This is a genomic window from Dactylosporangium sp. NPDC005555, assembly GCF_040605635.1.
In the GTDB taxonomy this organism is placed as follows: Bacteria; Actinomycetota; Actinomycetes; order Mycobacteriales; family Micromonosporaceae; genus Dactylosporangium.
In genome coordinates this window covers 58,689-74,972 of sequence record NZ_JBEXDG010000033.1, presented here as the reverse complement: position 1 = coordinate 74,972, position 16,284 = coordinate 58,689, and the positions used below count along the sequence as shown (strand labels likewise).

Below are 16,284 nucleotides of genomic sequence, written 5' to 3'. Positions count from 1 at the left end.
CTATGCCCCGGTACCTGCCGGACGGGCCCGTCCGACAGGTACCGGCGCTGGACACGGCGTCTGGCGTGGCGCGTCCCGTCCGTACGCCTGATATCCGAAATAACCCCTAGGTGAATCTTTTCACTGTTTAAGGTGATTTCTGGTATCAGGTCAACGGGGAGAGCAGTTGAAGCAGACATTCGGTGCCTGCCGCGGCAGTGGTGCGGCAGCAGGCACTCGCAGACGACGGGGGACGGCCGCCATGGCCGTGACCGTCGCGTTCACCGGCGTGATGGTTCCGTTCTTCCACCAGGCTCCGGCCGCGGCGGCCGGGGTGCCGTGCACCCCGGTCAACTACACCGACTGCATGCGGTTCGCGTACACGGGGGCGGACCAGACGTTCACCGTGCCGGCCGGCATCACCTATCTCGACGTCGACGTCTTCGGCGCCGGCGGGGCCGACTCGCTGGAGGGCAAGGGCGGCGGGGGCGGCTGGGCCACCGGGACCGTCACGGTCACGCCCGGCGAGGTGCTCACCATCACCGTCGGCGAGCGCGGCAAGCCGGACTCCGCGGTGCCCACCTACGGCGGCGGCGGCCGCGGCGGCATGGCCGTCGTGGGCGCGGCACAGGAGCACGGCACCGGCCGCGAGGAGAACGGCAACGACGACGGCGGCAGCGGCGGCGGCATGTCCGCGGTCTGGCGCACCTCGTCCGGCGTGGGCCCGCTGCTCATCGCCGGTGGCGGCGGCGCCGCCGCGGTCGACACCGCCAACGACGGCGGCGGGGGCGGCGGCTCCAGCGGCGGCGGCGGAGCCGGTGGCGCCACGGCCGGCGCCGGTGGCACGCAGATGACCGCCGGCGCGGCCGGCAACAACGGCTGCGGGGAGGGCGACGACGGCGCGTCGCTGGCCGGCGGCGCGGGCGGCGACGGCTACAAGCCCGGCGGCGGCGGTGGCGGCGGCTACTTCGGCGGTGGCGGCGGCGACTGCCAGGCGAGCTTCGCCAGCATCGTCTTCGCGGGCTCCGGCGGCGGCGGCTCCGGATACAAGCACACCACCGGCGTCTCCGGCGCCTACATCTACGCGGCGGTCGACGAGAAGTCCGCCGCCGACGGGCAGGCGCAGAAGACCGCCGGCAAGGGCGACCACGAGCAGCACGGCGAGGTCGTGATCCAGTGGGTCACGCCGCCGACCGCGTCGCCGCTGACGTCGACCGGCCCCTTCAACACGGCGCAGAGCGCCACGGCGACCATCCCCGCCTCGGGCCAGATCTTCCTGCTCAACTCCGAGAACGCGCAGGTCGGCACGGTCACGGTCGCCGGGCAGGGCACCTATGTGCTGAACTCGGGCACGGGCGTCATCACGTTCACCCCGGTCGACGGCTACTCCGGCACCGCCACGCCCGTCACCTACCGGGTGAAGGTCGGTGAGATCAACGCGCAGTCGACGTACACGCCGACGGTCGGGGCCGGGCCGCCGGTCAGCACCGGGCCGCAGCCCACGGCACTGACCAGCACCGGCGTCGGCACCGCGCCGCAGAGCGCGACCGCGACGGTCCCGGCCGGCAACACGGTCACGCTGGTCGGCACCGCCGGCCTGCCGGGCACGAGGGTGACGGTCGCGCAGCAGGGCACGTACGTGCTGGACCCGGCGTCGGGTGTCATCACGTTCACGCCCGTCGCCGGGTTCCAGGGCACGGCGACGCCCGTCGCGTACCGGCTGACGAACGCCGCGGGCCTGACCGGCGACTCCACGTACACGCCGACGGTCACGAAGCCGGCCGGGCCGAACCCGGCGGCGAAGACCACCTCGGGCCTCGGCACCGTGATCCAGACGGTCGCCGTGGACCTGCCCGCGGCGGGCAAGGTCGGCTACGTGTCCGGTGGCGCCGTGACCCCGACGCTCACCGTGGAGGGCAAGGGCACCTACGGCTTCGACGAGACCGCCAGGACGCTGACGTTCACGCCGTTCCCCGGCTACATCGGGGTCGTCGCCGCCGCCACCTACCGGGTCACCGACGGCTACGGGCAGCACGGCGACGCGACCTACACGGCGACGGTGACCATCCCGCCGCCGCCGGCCGCGCCGGACCGCACCACGAGCGGTGAGGGTGTCACGCCGCAGACGGCGACGCTGCCGGTGCCGGCGAAGGGCACCATCGCGCTGATCGACGCCGACGGCAACCAGGTCACGTCGCTGTTCTTCCCGAACAAGGGCACGTACACGCTGCAGCTCGCGGCCCCGGCCGGCGCCGCGGTCGCCGCGGGCGCCTCCATCGCGGCGGCCGGCACGGGCGCCTCCATCGCGGCGGCCGGCACGGTGCCGAACCCGTCGCCGTCGCCGGGATCCGCGACCGTCGTCTTCACGCCGGTCCTGGGCTTCCACGGCCAGCTGCCGCCGGTCGACTACCGGGTCACCGACGCGTACGGGCAGACGGCGACGGCGACGTACACGCCGCTGGTCACGATCCCGGCCCCGCCGGCGCCGCCGAGCAAGACGACGTCGGGTCAGCCGGACCAGACGCAGTCGGCGACGCTGACGGTGCCGGCCGGTGGCTCGATCACGCTGCTGGACGCCAAGGGCAAGCCGGCGATCGTCGTGCGGATCCCGAACCAGGGCACGTACGTGCTGCAGCCGGCGAACGGGCACATCAGCTTCGTCGCGGTGTCCGGGTTCGCCGGCCAGGCGAAGGCGGTCCGGTACCGGGTGACCGACGCCTACGGTCAGGTGGCCGAGTCGACCTACTCGGCGTTCGTGTTCGGCACGGCCCTGGCCGTCACCGGGCTCGGGCTGCTCGACCTGATCCTCGTCGGCACGACGATGATCCCGACCGGTGCGACACTCATCGCGTTCGGCGGCCCGCGACGCCGGCGGCGCCTCGGGACCGCCTGACCGGCACCTTCGACCCTGCGCGGCCCGCTCGGCCGGAGCCGCGCGGGGTCGAGGTCACCTGCTGTTCAGCGCCCGCTGCAGCTGGACCTTGGTCATCGACGAGCGGCCCTTGATGTCGCGGCGCTTCGCCTCCGCGTACAGCTCGTCGCGCGACCCGCCCGTCTTCGGCCTGTCCGACGACTTCATCCTCGCCGACGGCTTGCCGAGCTCGCGCCAGCTGGTCTCGGTCATGTTGACGCCGTGGCGCTTCGCGGCGCGTTCGATGCGTTTGAACGCCTCGGTCCGCTCGGCGTCGGTCGCGTCGCGGACCTGGTCGAACCGGGCGATCGCGTTGCGCACGTGCGTCGCGTCGTTGAGCGGTTCCTTGCGCAGCCGGGGGAACGCGAACGCGCTGTCGGGCATCACGTCGCGGTCGTCGGTGTCCAGCTCGTTCCTGCTCTGTCTGCGTGCGGCCATATGGTCGCTGTACCCCGTCATCGGCCGGTCATGCGTTCACCGCCGCCGGCTCCCGCCCGGGGCCCTGTCACAGATGCGGGCCCAGGAGGGTGAGGTCGGCCGGGGACAGCCGGTCGCGGGCGGTCTTCGCCTGGTGCCAGTACGGGTAGAGGAGCTTGAGCGCGCTCGCGTCGTCGAGCCGCTCGCGTTCCTCGCCGGTGAGGACGAGGTCGGCGGCGGCGAGGTTGTCGGCGAGCTGCTCGCTGGTGCGGGCGCCGATCACCAGTGACGTGACGGCCGGGCGGCCGAGGATGTAGGCGAGGGCGACCTGCGCCGCCGACACGCCGTGCCCCGCGCCGATCTCGACGAGGACCTCCACCGTGTCGTAGAGCCGCTCCTGGTCGTGCACCGGCGGCTCGTCCCAGTCGCTGAGCTGCCGGGACCCGGCGGGGGCGGCGACGCCGCGACGGTACTTGCCGGACAGCAGCCCGCCCGCGAGGGGGCTCCACACGAGGACGCCGAGGTGCTGGTCGACGGCGGCGGGGATCAGCTCATACTCGGCGTCGCGGGCCTGCAGCGAGTAGTAGATCTGCTGGCTGACGGGGCGCGGCAGGCCGTGCAGGATCGCGGTGCCGACCGCCTTCATCAGCTGCCAGCCGGTGTAGTTGGACAGGCCGACGGAGCGGACCTTCCCGGCGCGCACCAGCAGGTCGAGGGCCTCGAACGTCTCCTGCAGCGGGGTGACGCCGTCCCATTCGTGCAGCTGGTAGAGGTCGATGTGGTCGGTGCCGAGACGGCGCAGGCTCGCCTCGCAGCCGGCGATGACGTGCTGCCGGGACAGGCCGGCGTCGTTGGGGCCGGGCCCCATCGGCATCCGCACCTTCGTGGCGACGAGCAGGTCGTCGCGGCGGCCCTTGATGGCCTCGCCGACGATCCGCTCGGACTCGCCGGCGGAGTAGACGTCGGCGGTGTCGATGAGGTTGACGCCGGCGTCGAGGCACATGTCGACCTGGCGGCGGGCCTCGGTCACGTCGGTGGCACCGACGGCCGCGAAGCCGCCCTTGCCGCCGAACGTCATCGTCCCCATGGTGAGGACGGAGACCATCAGACCTGACCTGCCGAGCGCGCGGTACTCCACGCCGCCACCATACCTATCCCCGCAGCCGTTCGAGTCCGTCCAGGAGCAGGTCCAGGGTGAACTCGAACTCGACCTGGCCGTCGCACCAGCCGAGGGTGGGGTCGGTCGCGGCGTGGACCTCGGCGGCGACCATCGCGGTCAGGTGCGGCATGGTGGCGGCGAGGGCCTCGAGCTCGGCCTCGGTGGCTTCGGCGTCCATGCTGCCGCCCGCGGCGGCGGGGCTGAACACCTCCTGCGCGAAGCCGAGCGGCATGCTGCCGAAGGCGTGCAGCGCGCGGTGCGCGATGCGGTAGCTGAACCCGGCGCCGACCATGGTGCCGAGGATCCGGTCGTAGTAGCCGAACACGCTTGCCGGGATGGTCCGTCTGGTGCCGAGGAGCCCTGGCGCCCACGGGTGGCGCAGCATCACCCGGCGGGCGGTGAGGAACTGGCCGCGCAGGACGTCCCGCCACGGCCCCGCCGCGCCGCCTTCCGGCAGGGCGGCCACCACCTCGGCGACCACGGTGTCGGCGACGCCGTCGAGCAGGGTCTCCTTGTCGGGCAGGTGGTAGTAGAGCGACATCGCCTCGACGCCCAGGTCGGCGGCGAGCCGGCGCATCGTGAGCGCCTGGATGCCGTGTTCGTCGGCCAGGGTCACGGCCGCGGCGAAGACCCGTTCCCGGCTGAGCGCTTTCCTCATTGCCGTCACCTTACAAGGTATGGTTACCTTACGAGGTAAGGTTGGCCCGTCGCTGAGGAGCACCCCATGGACCCGCTGGTCCGCACCGCCCGTGTCACCGGTCTGCTCTATCTCGGTCTCGCCGTCGCGGGCGGGCTCGGGTTCCTGTTCGTGCGGTCCCGGCTGTTCGTCGACGGCGACGCGCCCGCGACCCTGGCGAATCTGGTCGCCCACGACGCCCTCGCCCGCACGGGCGTCGCCGTGGAGCTGCTCACGGTCCTCACCCAGACCCTCGTGGCGCTGTGGTTCTACCGCCTGTTCCGGTCCACGGACCAGTTCGCCGCCGGTGCGATCGCCGTGTTCGGCACCGTCAACGCCGCCGTCGTCCTGGTCAGCGCGGCACTGCTGGGCACGACGGTCACCCTCGCCGGCGACCCGGTCGGCGACAACGCGGCGAACGTGCAGGTGCTGTATCTCGTCAGCGGCGCGCTGTGGAGCGTCGGCGGCATCTTCTTCGGGCTGTGGCTGATCCCGATGGGCTGGTGCGCGATCCGGTCGGGCCGGATGCCGCGCGCCCTCGGCTGGGTCCTCATCACCGGCGGGGGCGGCTACGTGCTGGCCGCGTTCGCCGGGTATCTGCTGCCCGGCGCGCCGGTCCTCGCCGACGTCCTGGTCGTGCCCGCGACCGTCGGCGAGGTGTGGATGGTCGGCTACCTGCTCGTCCGCGGCATCCGCCGGGCCGCCCCCACCCCTGCCGCCGCGGTGCCCGCCGTGGCGTGACGGTGTTCAATGGCACGATGGAATGGATCGTGCCGTTCGCCGTGCTCCTGCCGTTCGTGCTCGTGGTGCTGGTCGCCGGTAGCGGGCGCCGGGCCGCCGCCGACCACCACGCCCGCCGGCTGGCCGAGATCGAGCGGAAGCTGGACCTGGTCATGGACCACCTCGGCATCCGCGAGCCCGAGCCGCGGGTGCCCGACGCGGTGCTGCGGGAGCTCCTCGCCGGCCGCAGGATCCAGGCCATCAAGGAGATGCGGGCCGCGACCGGCGCGAGCCTGCGCGAGGCCAAGGACGCCGTGGACCTGATCGCCCAGCGACACGGCATCCCGACCTGATGGCACCGGCCGCCGCCGGTACACCGGCAGCGGCCGGACAGCGCGTCAGCTGTAGTCGAGCGAGAAGCTGCCGTTGGTGAACGACGACCGGCCGGCGGTGCCGGTGATCTCGAAGCCGAACTGGACCTGGCCCACGGTCACGTCGCCCCACCAGTTCTGGGTCCGCAGCCAGTTCAGGACGGCGAGGACGTCGACGGTGCCGGAGTTCGTGGTGCTGGTCCGCACGAACGAGAAGACGGCGTTGGCGCCGTTCGAGCCGCGGTAGACGTTCCAGGTGTGGCCGCCGACGCTGACGTTGCGGGCGTTGGGGACCGCGCCGTTGCTGTCGTAGGACTCGGCGATCGGGCCGACCGCGCCGTGCTGGTTCGCCCAGATCATGACCTCGTAGGCGTTGTTGTTCGCCCAGATGTCGTAGGCGGTCGCGTAGTCGCCGTCGGCGGGCACGGTGACGCCGAACGAACTGCGCACCGAGGTCAGCGAGCTCAGCGTCCGGTTGAGGGTCTTTCCGGTGTGCGGGTAGGACTTCACGCCGCTGGTCCGCGGGTGCTCGGCGACGACGCCCCAGTTGGTGCCGGTGCGGGCCCAGATGGTCTGCGGCCCGGCGCCGGAGCCCCAGACGTCGTTGATGACGGTGTACCCGTTGTTCGTCCACTGGTCCCACGCGCCGGTGGCGACCCAGGCCGCGTCGGACGGCACCCCGTTGGACGGCGTGCTCGACGGTGTGCTCGACGGCGTCCGGCTCGGGGTGGGGCTGTTCGAGACCCCGCCGGTGCAGGCGGTGCCGTTCAGCGTGAAGCCCGCCGGGACCGGGTTGCTCCCCGTCCAGGATCCGTTGAACCCGAACGACGTGCTCGCGCCCGTGCCCAGGGATCCGTTGTAGCCGGCATTGCGGGCGGTGACCTGCGACCCGGCCTGGGTGACGGTCGCGTTCCACGCCTGGGTCACCGACTGTCCGGACGCAAACGACCAGACGACGGTCCACGAGGTGACCGGGTCGCCGAGGTTGGTGACGGTGACGTTCGCCCCGAACCCGCCGGGCCACTGGTTGGCGACGGAGTACGCGACCCGGCAGCCGGTGGCGGCCGACGCGGGCGGCGCGGTGAGGACGACGACGCCGGCCGCGGCCACGCCGATCGCCGCGGTGGACAGGACTACAGCGGTGCGCCTTCGCATGACGGGCCCCTTGTCGATTGACGGTTGTCGAAGCGCTTCGACTCGGCAAGGTAGGCTCGCGCATCGACTTCGGTCAAACAATCGGGCGCCGCACGGCGGGTGGGGCGTGAAAGTTACGGCCGCGGTTGGCGAGGGAGGCGTCGCCGCCGTGTGCGCCAGGACCCGGGGGTCCATGATCCAGCGCCACAGCGGCGGGACCAGGGCCACGACCACCATCGTCGCGTAGCCGGCGGGCAGCCGCGGCGACACGTCGAACGTGCGCAGCGTCTGGTACCGGCGCAGCGGGTTGGCGTGATGGTCGCTGTGCCGCTGCAGCTGGAACAGGAACACGTTGGTGACGAGCCGGTCGCTGTTCCAGCTGTGCCGCGGGTCGACCTTCCCCGGCGCCAACCCGCTGATCAAGTCGATCCTGACCAGCGCCGACGACCTGCTGCCCTACCTGACGACGCGGTCGTCACTGGTGCTGGCCATGGCCGGCCCCGTCATCGTCGAATGGGCCGCCACGCACCTGCCCGGCCACGATCCCGGGGTTGTCGCGCTGGCGGCGGATTCGATCGTGCGGCTCGTCGTCAGCCACATCGTCCAGCCGTCGTCTGACCCGTCGTCTGCCCCGTTGTCTGCCCTGTCGTCCGCTCGGACCGCAGACGAGCTGACCGAGGTGCTGGTGCGGCTGCTCGCCGCCTGAGCCGGCCCGCTTCCAGGTCGTATGCCTCGTCGACGTGTTCCAGGCCGTCGCCTCGGTGGGTCAGCAGCAGGACCGTCCGCCCGGCGGCGGCGGCCAGCAGGTCGGCCATGAGCGCCGCCGCCTCCTGCTCGTCGAGGCCCTCGGTCGGCTCGTCGAGCACCAGCACCGGCGGGCCCGCGAGGAGCGCCCTGGCCATCGCCAGGCGGCGCCGCTGGCCGCCGGAGATGGTCGCGCCGCCCTCCCCCAGCCAGGTGTCCAGTCCCGCCGGCAGGCTCTCCAGCCAGGTCCCGAGGTGCGCCCGGCCGAGCGCGGCCCGCACCTCGTCGTCGGTCGCCGCCGGCCGGGCGAGCCTCAGGTTCTGCCGCACCGTCGTGGCGAACACGTGGTCCGCGGCATCCCCGACCAGCCCGATCCTGGTCCGCAGGACGGCGTCGGGCAGGTCCCGCAGGTCGACCCCGCCGAGCCGCACCCGACCCCGCGCGGGGTCGAGCATCCGGACGAGGACGGCCGCGAGGGTCGACTTGCCGCTGCCGGACGCCCCGAACACCGCGACCCGCCGCCCCTGCCGGAGTTCGAGGTCGAGCCCTCGCAACGCCGCCGGCCGCCGCGGATCCCACGCCGCCGTGACCCCTTCCACCGCCAGCAGGACGCCGTCGTCCACAGTGGACCCGGCGACCGGACGCCCGCCCCATCCCCCTCCCACGACGGCATGCCGCACCCCTTCCGCGGCGGTACGGGCGGCCACCACGTCCAAACGCGCGGTGGCGTCGCCGGCACGCCGGACCCCTTCCACCGCCGGCACGACGCCGTCGTCCACAGTGGACTCCCTGGCCGCGCCGTTCCGGGCGACCGGACGCCCGCCCGCTCCCCTTCCCACGACGGCGTCACCGGCACGCCGGACCCCTTCCTCAGCGGCGGGAGCGGCCACCCCGTCCAACCGCGCGGTGGCGTCGCCGGCACGCCGGGCCCCTTCCGCGGCGGTGGGGGCGGCCGGTCCGTCCTTCATGTCCGAAGTGGACCGGATGACGGGGCGGGGCAGGGTGGTGAGGGCGTTCAGGCGGGCGCGGGCCCCGGTGGCCGCGCGGCGGGCGACGGCGGCGTCGGGGAGGGTGAGTGCCGGTTCGGCGAGGGCGACCGCGCCGAGGAGGAGGATCGCGGCGACCTCGGCGGGGTGGGTGCCCGCCGACGCGGCGAGGGCCACGCCAATGACGGCGGCGCCCCAGCCGAGGTGGGCGAGGGCCGAGGCGGCGCCGGCGGTGGACGCGGCCGCCGCCTCCAGGCGGGACAGGGTCCGGCTGCGGCGGTCGGGGACGGCGAGCGCGGCGGCGTCGTCGCGGGTCGCGAGGTCCTCGACGCCTTCGACGGTCTCGACGACGGCGTCGCGCAGTTCGGCGCGGGCCCGGCCGGTGGCGGCGTCGGCCCGGCCCGCGTGCCGGGCGGCGAGCCACGGCGCGAGGAGCCCCGCGACGGCGAGCCCCGCGACGAGCGCGGCCGCGGCGGTGGGGCTGACCATCGCGGCGGCGGCGACGGCGACGAGGAGCGCGGCCCAGGCGGCGTACGCGGGCAGCCTCCCCCGCAGCACCCCGTCCACCCGCGCGTCCACGTCGTCGACGACCCTGGTGAGCAGGTCGCCCCGGCGGTGCTGGGCCGGGCCGGGGATGCGCGGGACCAGGGCGGCGTACACCTCGGCCCGCCACGCCCCGAGCCGGGCGAACGCGACCTCGTGCGAGACGAGCCGCTCCAGGTAGCGCAGCAGCGGCCTCGCCACGGCGCTCCCCCGCACCAGGACCACGGCACCGGACAGGGTCAGCACCGGCGGCAGCTCCGCGGCGCGGACGAGCAGCCATACCGCCGCCCCGGTGAGCGTGATCCCGGCGAGCCACGACGCCGCACCGAGCGCGACGGCCACGCCCGCGTGCCGCGTCCACCGCGGCGAACGGTCCCGTTCAGAAGTGGGTGCCGGCGCCGCGACGGCGGCGTGCTCCTGGACGGGGTTCGCGGCCGCGGCGGTACGACCGGGCGGCGTGATCCGCACGGTCCGGTCGGCGGCGGCGAGGACGGCGGGGCGGTGCGCGACGACGAGGACGGCGCAGCCCCGGGCGGCGAGGGCGTGGAGTTCGGCGATGACGAGACGCTCGGCGGCGGCGTCGAGGTGGGCGGTCGGCTCGTCGAGCAGCACCACCGCGGGGGCGGTGCGGGCCTGCCGGAGCAGCCGGGCGAGGGCGAGCCGCTGGCGCTGGCCCGAGGAGAGGCCCTGGCCGCGTTCGCCGAGTGGGGTGTCGAGCCCGCCGGGCATGGCGAGGATCTCCGTGTCGAGGCCGGCGGTCCGCAGCGCGGCGAGGACGGTGCGGTCGTCGGGCCGGGTCTCGCCGTCGAGGGCGACCGCTTCGGCGACGGTCCGGGCGTGCGGCAACGTGGGGTCCTGCGGCAGGTACAGCGGCCGTGCCCCGCTCACCGCCACCGTCCCCGCCGACGGCTGCTGCAGGCCCGCGAGCACCCGCAGCGTTGTGGTCTTGCCCGCGCCCGAAGGCCCGCGGAGGGCCACCATCTCTCCACCGTGGACGGCCAGGTGCGGCAGCCACACCGCGTCGACGGCCGCGCCCGCGTGCCGGACCCGCAGGCCCGCCGCCGCGACACCCGGACCCGACGCGACACCCGGACCCGGCGCAACACCCGGACCCGACGCGACACCCGGACCCGGCGCAACACCCGGACCCGACGCGACACCCGGACCCGGCGCAACACCCGGACCCGACGCGACGGCCGTGGCCGGCGGGGCGGCGGCGACACCGGTGAGGATTTCGTCGACGTCGGCGATGACGGCGCCCGCGTCGGCGGAGGCGTGGAAGCGGGCGGCGACCTCGCGCAGCGGGCGGTACGCCTCCGGGGCCAGGAGGATGACCAGCAGCGCCGGGCCGAGGTCGAGGCGGCCGGCGGCGACGCGGAGGCCGGCCTCGACCGCGACGAGGCCGACGGACAGCGTGCCGACCAGGTCCAGGGCGGTCGAGGAGAGGAACGCGACCCGCAGCACCCGCACGGTCGCGGCGCGGTGCCCGTCGGTCATCGTGGCGACGGCGGCGGTCTGGCGTTCCGCTCGGCCGTACAGGCGCAGCGTCGCGATGCCGCGCACCGCGTCGAGGAAATGGCCGGCCAGGCGGGCGGCCGCCTGCCAGCGTTCCTCGGCACGCCGCTGGGTGGCCCACCCGATGAGCGCGCCGAGCAGCGGGATCAGCGGCAGGGTGACCAGGACGACGACGGCCGAGGCAGGGTCGACGAACAGCATCGTGGCCACGACGAGCGGCGGGAGCGCGGCGCCGAGGACGAGCGACGGCAGGTATCCGCTGAACCACGGCCGCAGCGCGTCGAGCCCGCCGCCGAGGACCGCGACGAGCCTGCCGGTGCCGTAGCCGGCGACCCAGGCGGGTCCGCGGCGCAGCGCCGCGTGCAGCACGGACCGGCGCAGCTCGTCGGTGACACGGGCCGCGGTGCGCCGCCCGGCGACCTGCTCCGCCCAGGCGAGCGCGGCCCGGGCGGCGTACACGGCGGCGAGCGCGGCGACGGCCCCGGCACCGACCCCGCCGGAGCCGGCGAGGCCGACGACGATGCCGGTGAGCACGACGGCCAGGGCGACGGTGGCGGCGGCCTGCGCGGCGCCGATGACGGCGAGCGCGGCGATCCCGGCACGGCTGGTGCGGGCGTGCCGCAACAGCCGCGGGTCGACCGGCCCCCGAACCCTGCGGGCGGTCGCGCCCGTCGCCCCGGCCACGGCCGCAGCGGACGTCCCTGTCTCAGTCGCCGCGGACACCCCGGACGCGGACGCAGCGGAAGCGGACGCGGACGCAGCGGACACCCCGGAAACGGTCGCAGCGGGCACCCCGGACACGGCCGAGGCTGTGACGACGCGGCCGGCTGCCGTCTGCGCGGCGGGGGCGGGGGCGGGGGCGGCCGGGGTGGTCATGAGGCGATCCGCTCGCTCGACACGCGCTGCCGGAACACGCGGTAGGACCAGGCCTGGTACACGAGGACGCCGGGGAGCACGACGACGGCGGCGGCGCTGATGAGCCGCAGCGCGGGCCCGGTCGCGGCGGCCTCGTCCATCGTGAGCGACCACGCGCCGGACAGCGTGCTGGGCAGGACGACGTCGCCGTTGGCGGTCAGCACGCCGACGACGGCGGCGGCCACGGCGAACGCGGTCAGCCCGAACGCGGACGCCTCCCACCGTGTGCCCGGCCGGCGGCTCAGGACGGCGATTGCGGCCAGCGGCACCGCGACGACGGCGGCGAGCGCGGGACCCCCGGTCACCAGGGAGCCGGCCGCGACGACGAGCGCGACGACCGCGGCGGCCAGGGAGACCCGCCGGGCGAGCAGCGCGGCCCGCCGCCGGACGGGGCCGGTGGTGCGCAGCGCCAGGAAGGTGGCGCCCAGCAGGACCGCCGCGACCAACGCGACCAGCGCACCGCCGAGCGCGGCCGGGGTGAGGATCGGCGTGAGGGTGCGGCCGAGGCCCCCGCCGGTGACGTCGCCGGCGGCGTCGAGGGCGAGGCCCCGCACGAAGACGGTGAGCACCGCGCCCCACAGCAGCACGACCCCGGCGGAGCAGCCGGCGAGCACGAGGTCGCAGCGGCGGCGCCAGCGGGGGTCGGAGTGCTTGCCGCGGAACTCCAGGGCGACGCCGCGCCCGGCGAGCAGCAGCAGGATCGCGACCATCGGCAGGTAGAGCCCGGCGAGCAGGGCGGCGTACCAGGACGGGAACGCGGCGAACGTGACGCCGATCGCGGCGACGAGCCACACCTCGTTGCCGTCCCAGAAGGGGCCGATGGTCCGCACGGCGGCGGCGCGTTCGTGATCGTCGCGGCCGAGTAGCGGGCTGAGCAGGCCGACCCCGAAGTCGAAGCCTTCCAGGACGAAGAACAGGACCCAGCAGAGGACGATCAGGGCGTACCAGATGACGACCAGGCTCATCGAGGTCTCCTCAGTAGCTCACGGCGGCGGGCTCGGCCGATGTCGGAGCGCCCGCGTCGACGGTGCTGAGCGGCTTGCGGGCGAGATGCCGCACGAGGCGCAGCCAGACGACGGCCAGGACCCCGTAGACGGCGGCGAAGGCGAGCAGCGACGCGAGGACCTCGCCGCTGGTGAGGCCCGGGGAGATGCCGTCGGCGACCTTCGACAGACCGAACGCGATCCACGGCTGCCGGGCGGTCTCGGTGAAGATCCAGCCGAGGCTGTTCGCGGCGGACGGCAGGAGCGGCAGCAGCAGCGCGCCCCGGACCAGCCACCTGCCCGGCCGACGGTCGCGCCGGGTGCGCCACAGGTACAGCAGCGCGAACCCAGTCGCGAGCATGCCGGCGCCGATCATGAGGCGGAACGTCCAGAACGCGACGGGGACCATCGGGATGTAGCTGCCGGGCCCGTACGTGGCGCTGTACTGCGCCTGGAGGTCGTCGATGCCGGCGACGGTGGCGTCCGGGCTGCCGTACGCGAGGATCGACAGCAGCCGGGGCACCTCGATGCTGAAGCCGCCGGCCCCGGTGGAGAAGAGCGAGAAGGGCGCGCCGGTCGTGGTGCTGTACAGCGCCTCCGCGGCGGCCATCTTCATCGGCTGCACCTGGGTGATGACCTTGCCGAGGTGGTCGCCGGTGACGGCGGTGAGCGCGCCGCCCGCGACGGTCATCCACGCGCCGATCCGGGCGAGGGTGGCGAACGCGGCGCCGTCGCGGGTGTCGAAACGCCGCCAGGCGCCGACGGCGAGCAGCAGCGCGCCGCCGACCATGACCGCGCCAGCCATGGTGTGTGGGAACGCGGCCAGGTTCACCTCGTTGAGCAGCAGCTCCCGGAAGCTGGTCAGGTGGGCGCGGCCGGTGACCGGGTCGAGCTCGTAGGCGACGGGACGCTGCATGAACGAGTTGGCGGCGAGGATGATGAACGCCGACAGCAGGGTGCCGACCGCGACGACGACGATGGTGGCGAGGTGGACGCGGCGCGACAGCCGGTCCCAGCCGAAATACCACAGGGCGAGGAACGTCGCCTCGAGGAAGAACGCGAGCATACCCTCGATGGCGAGGGTCGGGCCGAAGACGTCGCCGTAGAAGCGGGCGAACTCGCTCCAGGCGAGCCCGAACTGGAACTCCTGCACCAGGCCGGTGACGACGCCGACGGCGAAGGTGACGATGAGCAGCTTGCCGACGAGCATCGTCAGCTGCCGGTACCTGTCGTCGCCGGTGCGCAGCCAGGCGATCTGCAGGCCGGCGGTGGTCGCGGACAGGCTGATCGACAGCGGCACGAACAGGTAGTGGTAGATCGTGACCACGGCGAACTGCAGCCGTGTCAGGTCGAGCACGTCCATGACACCCCCCTCTACGACACTTCGTAGTACATACTACGTGTCGTAGTACGACGCGCACCGTAATGTGGGTTACACTGGGTGAGCGGCCCGGGGCCGCCCATCGGGCCGGCGGTTCGGCCGCCGGAGCGCAGCGGAGGTGGCGGCATGAGCGGCCAGCGCAGCGGCTCGGGCCGCTCATCATGTGACAGTTCTGGCTCAGGCCGACGCCGGAGCGCAGCGGAGGTGGCGGCATGAGCGGCCAGCGCAGCGGCTCGGGCCGCTCATCATGTAACAGTTCTGGCTCAGGCCGACGCCGGAGCGCAGCGGAGGTGGCGGCATGAGCGGGCTCGGTGAGCTGGAGCGCGAGGTCATGGCGCGGCTGTGGGACGCCGCGGAGCCGCTGACCGTCCGGCAGGTGCACGAGCGGCTCGACCCCGCGCGGGGCCTGGCCTACACCACCGTGATGACGGTGCTGGACCGGCTCGCGAAGAAGGGCGTCGTCACCCAGCAGAAGGCGGACCGCGCCTACCGGTACACGGCCACGCAGACCCGCGAGGAGATGACCGCGGCGCTCATGCTCGACGCACTCAGCGCCGCCCCCGACGGCGCCGCCCGCGACGCCGCCCTCGCGCACTTCGTCGGGCGGATCGGCGCCGACGCCCTCACGGCGGCGCTGAAGGCCGCCGAAAAGCGGTGACCGCGCTCCTGCTGGGCGCGCTCGGGCTGACCCTGTCGCTCGTCGTGCCCGGCCCCCTCGCGCGGGCCCGCTGGACGGCGCGGGCGCCGGGTGCCGCCGTCGCGCTGTGGCAGGCGGTGACCCTCGCCGCGGTGCTGTGCGCGCTCGGCGTGGTGCTCGCCGCGCCCGAGGAGCTCGTCAGGGCGCACGGCGCCGACCAGACCCTCGCCGCCGCCGCGCTCGTCGCCGCCCTGGCGGTGGCCGCCGTGATCGTCGTGCGGCTGCTCGTCTCGTTGTGGCAGGTGGCGTACCGGTCACGCGTGCGCCGCGCCCGGCACCGGCTGCTCGCCGACCTGCTCGACCGGGCGGAGGAGCGGGCCGACCTGGACGGGCAGGTGCGGGTCCTCGACGGCGGGCTGCCCTTCGCGTACTGCGTGCCGGGCCGCTCCCCCAGGATCGTGCTCAGCCAGGGCACCCTGCGCCTGCTCAGCGAGCCGCAGGTCGCCGCGGTCCTCGCCCACGAGCGGGCGCACCTGCGCGCCCGGCACGACGTGGTGATGGAGTCGTTCACCGCCTTCTACCGGGCGGTGCCGCCGCCGTTGCGCAGCCGGGCACCGCTCGACGCCGTACACCTGCTGCTGGAGGCACTCGCGGACGACGCCGCACGACGGCAGCACGGCGACGGGCCGGTGCGCGAGGCACTGCGGACCCTCGCCGACGCACCCGGCACCACCGGCATCGAGGCCGGCACCGAGGACCCCGACCGCGAACGCCGGTGGCGCCTGGACCGGCTGGTGCCGGGCGCGCCGCGCACCGACGCCCGGCTCGGCGCCGCGGTCTACGTGGTCGCCGCCGCGATCCTGGTGCTGCCGACGGTGCTGCTCGTCATACCGTGGCTGGACCGGGCGCTGCGGCACTGGCCGATCTAGGCGTCGACGACGAGGCGGATCGTCACGGTGTCGCCGAGGTCGATCTCCTCGGCCTTGCGCACGCGGTCCTTCAGCGGCACGACGTAGCCGCCGTCCTTCGGGAACAGCGACGTCGTCCACGTCGTGCCGCCGACCCGCGCCGCGACCGGGATCATGCCCCAGCCGTACGTGACGAGCGACGCCGCCGAGCGCAGCACCGCACAGTCGTCCTCGGGCACCGTCACGAAGTGGAACGGCGACGGGCCGCGCCAGTGCCACACCTCGCCGCTGAACTCCAGATCCAC

Annotated in this window: 14 protein-coding genes; 6 read left to right on the top strand and 8 right to left on the bottom strand. The window is 74.4% G+C overall.

All coding sequences use genetic code 11. The annotated features are described in order from the left end of the window. Window positions 1-241 precede the first annotated feature (241 nt). Window positions 242-2,872 carry a glycine-rich protein gene (locus tag ABZS58_RS31450; protein ID WP_354786862.1) on the top strand — a complete coding sequence of 877 codons (2,631 nt, stop codon included), beginning with the start codon at window positions 242-244 and terminating at the stop codon, window positions 2,870-2,872. Between the two features lie 54 nt (window positions 2,873-2,926). Here ABZS58_RS31450 and ABZS58_RS31445 read toward each other — a convergent pair whose 3' ends face one another. From ABZS58_RS31445 to ABZS58_RS31435, 3 genes are all read right to left on the bottom strand, one after another. Then, a complete protein-coding gene (locus ABZS58_RS31445; protein WP_354786861.1) occupies window positions 2,927-3,328 on the bottom strand; it encodes a DUF6582 domain-containing protein in 402 nt (133 codons plus the stop codon). Between the two features lie 67 nt (window positions 3,329-3,395). Next, complete coding sequence (locus ABZS58_RS31440) at window positions 3,396-4,445, bottom strand: aldo/keto reductase (RefSeq protein ID WP_354786860.1); 1,050 nt, start codon at window positions 4,443-4,445, stop codon at window positions 3,396-3,398. Between the two features lie 13 nt (window positions 4,446-4,458). Beyond that, complete coding sequence (locus ABZS58_RS31435) at window positions 4,459-5,124, bottom strand: TetR/AcrR family transcriptional regulator C-terminal domain-containing protein (protein ID WP_354786859.1); 666 nt, start codon at window positions 5,122-5,124, stop codon at window positions 4,459-4,461. A 66-nt stretch (window positions 5,125-5,190) separates the two neighbouring features. On the opposite strand from ABZS58_RS31435, the gene ABZS58_RS31430 reads away from it, so the two are divergent. Further along, the gene (locus tag ABZS58_RS31430; protein ID WP_354786858.1) at window positions 5,191-5,883 is read left to right on the top strand and encodes a DUF4386 domain-containing protein; all 693 of its coding nucleotides are present in this window, start codon (window positions 5,191-5,193) and stop codon (window positions 5,881-5,883) included. After that, window positions 5,880-6,215, top strand: coding sequence for a hypothetical protein (locus tag ABZS58_RS31425; RefSeq protein WP_354786857.1), 336 nt, complete (start codon window positions 5,880-5,882; stop codon window positions 6,213-6,215). The genes ABZS58_RS31430 and ABZS58_RS31425 overlap by 4 nt, the downstream gene beginning before the upstream one ends. A 45-nt stretch (window positions 6,216-6,260) precedes the next feature. Here ABZS58_RS31425 and ABZS58_RS31420 read toward each other — a convergent pair whose 3' ends face one another. After that, window positions 6,261-7,388 (bottom strand): cellulose binding domain-containing protein, encoded by a 1,128-nt coding sequence (locus tag ABZS58_RS31420; RefSeq protein WP_354786856.1) that lies wholly within the window; start codon window positions 7,386-7,388, stop codon window positions 6,261-6,263. 334 nt (window positions 7,389-7,722) lie between these two features. Between ABZS58_RS31420 and ABZS58_RS31415 the strand changes: the two genes are divergently transcribed. Beyond that, window positions 7,723-8,073, top strand: coding sequence for a hypothetical protein (locus ABZS58_RS31415; RefSeq protein ID WP_354786855.1), 351 nt, complete (start codon window positions 7,723-7,725; stop codon window positions 8,071-8,073). Here ABZS58_RS31415 and cydD read toward each other — a convergent pair. The 3 genes from cydD to ABZS58_RS31400 form a co-directional block, all read right to left on the bottom strand. Further along, a complete protein-coding gene (cydD, locus tag ABZS58_RS31410; protein WP_354786854.1) occupies window positions 7,958-11,839 on the bottom strand; it encodes a thiol reductant ABC exporter subunit CydD in 3,882 nt (1,293 codons plus the stop codon). The two genes, ABZS58_RS31415 and cydD, sit on opposite strands and share 116 nt — an antisense overlap. Before the next feature lie 188 nt (window positions 11,840-12,027). Then, entirely contained in the window at window positions 12,028-13,035 is a 1,008-nt protein-coding gene (gene cydB, locus ABZS58_RS31405) for a cytochrome d ubiquinol oxidase subunit II (protein ID WP_354786853.1), read from the bottom strand. 10 nt (window positions 13,036-13,045) lie between these two features. Then, window positions 13,046-14,416 carry a cytochrome ubiquinol oxidase subunit I gene (locus tag ABZS58_RS31400; RefSeq protein ID WP_354786852.1) on the bottom strand — a complete coding sequence of 457 codons (1,371 nt, stop codon included), beginning with the start codon at window positions 14,414-14,416 and terminating at the stop codon, window positions 13,046-13,048. Window positions 14,417-14,732: 316 nt separating this feature from the next. Between ABZS58_RS31400 and ABZS58_RS31395 the strand changes: the two genes are divergently transcribed. After that, window positions 14,733-15,092 carry a BlaI/MecI/CopY family transcriptional regulator gene (locus tag ABZS58_RS31395; protein ID WP_354786851.1) on the top strand — a complete coding sequence of 120 codons (360 nt, stop codon included), beginning with the start codon at window positions 14,733-14,735 and terminating at the stop codon, window positions 15,090-15,092. Beyond that, window positions 15,089-16,000 carry a M56 family metallopeptidase gene (locus tag ABZS58_RS31390; RefSeq protein ID WP_354786850.1) on the top strand — a complete coding sequence of 304 codons (912 nt, stop codon included), beginning with the start codon at window positions 15,089-15,091 and terminating at the stop codon, window positions 15,998-16,000. The genes ABZS58_RS31395 and ABZS58_RS31390 overlap by 4 nt, the downstream gene beginning before the upstream one ends. On the opposite strand, the gene ABZS58_RS31385 is transcribed toward ABZS58_RS31390, so the two are convergent. After that, the gene (locus ABZS58_RS31385; RefSeq protein WP_354786849.1) at window positions 15,997-16,284 is read right to left on the bottom strand and encodes a DUF1905 domain-containing protein; all 288 of its coding nucleotides are present in this window, start codon (window positions 16,282-16,284) and stop codon (window positions 15,997-15,999) included. The two genes, ABZS58_RS31390 and ABZS58_RS31385, sit on opposite strands and share 4 nt — an antisense overlap.

What these genes read in the sequence shown, in the direction of transcription:
- ABZS58_RS31450 (WP_354786862.1), top strand. Translation starts at nt 242, where the DNA reads ATGGCCGTGACCGTCGCGTTCACCGGCGTGATGGTTCCGTTCTTCCAC.
- ABZS58_RS31445 (WP_354786861.1), bottom strand. Translation starts at nt 3,328, where the DNA reads ATGGCCGCACGCAGACAGAGCAGGAACGAGCTGGACACCGACGACCGC.
- ABZS58_RS31435 (WP_354786859.1), bottom strand. Translation starts at nt 5,124, where the DNA reads ATGAGGAAAGCGCTCAGCCGGGAACGGGTCTTCGCCGCGGCCGTGACC.
- ABZS58_RS31430 (WP_354786858.1), top strand. Translation starts at nt 5,191, where the DNA reads ATGGACCCGCTGGTCCGCACCGCCCGTGTCACCGGTCTGCTCTATCTC.
- ABZS58_RS31420 (WP_354786856.1), bottom strand. Translation starts at nt 7,388, where the DNA reads ATGCGAAGGCGCACCGCTGTAGTCCTGTCCACCGCGGCGATCGGCGTG.
- cydB (WP_354786853.1), bottom strand. Translation starts at nt 13,035, where the DNA reads ATGAGCCTGGTCGTCATCTGGTACGCCCTGATCGTCCTCTGCTGGGTC.
- ABZS58_RS31400 (WP_354786852.1), bottom strand. Translation starts at nt 14,416, where the DNA reads ATGGACGTGCTCGACCTGACACGGCTGCAGTTCGCCGTGGTCACGATC.
- ABZS58_RS31395 (WP_354786851.1), top strand. Translation starts at nt 14,733, where the DNA reads ATGAGCGGGCTCGGTGAGCTGGAGCGCGAGGTCATGGCGCGGCTGTGG.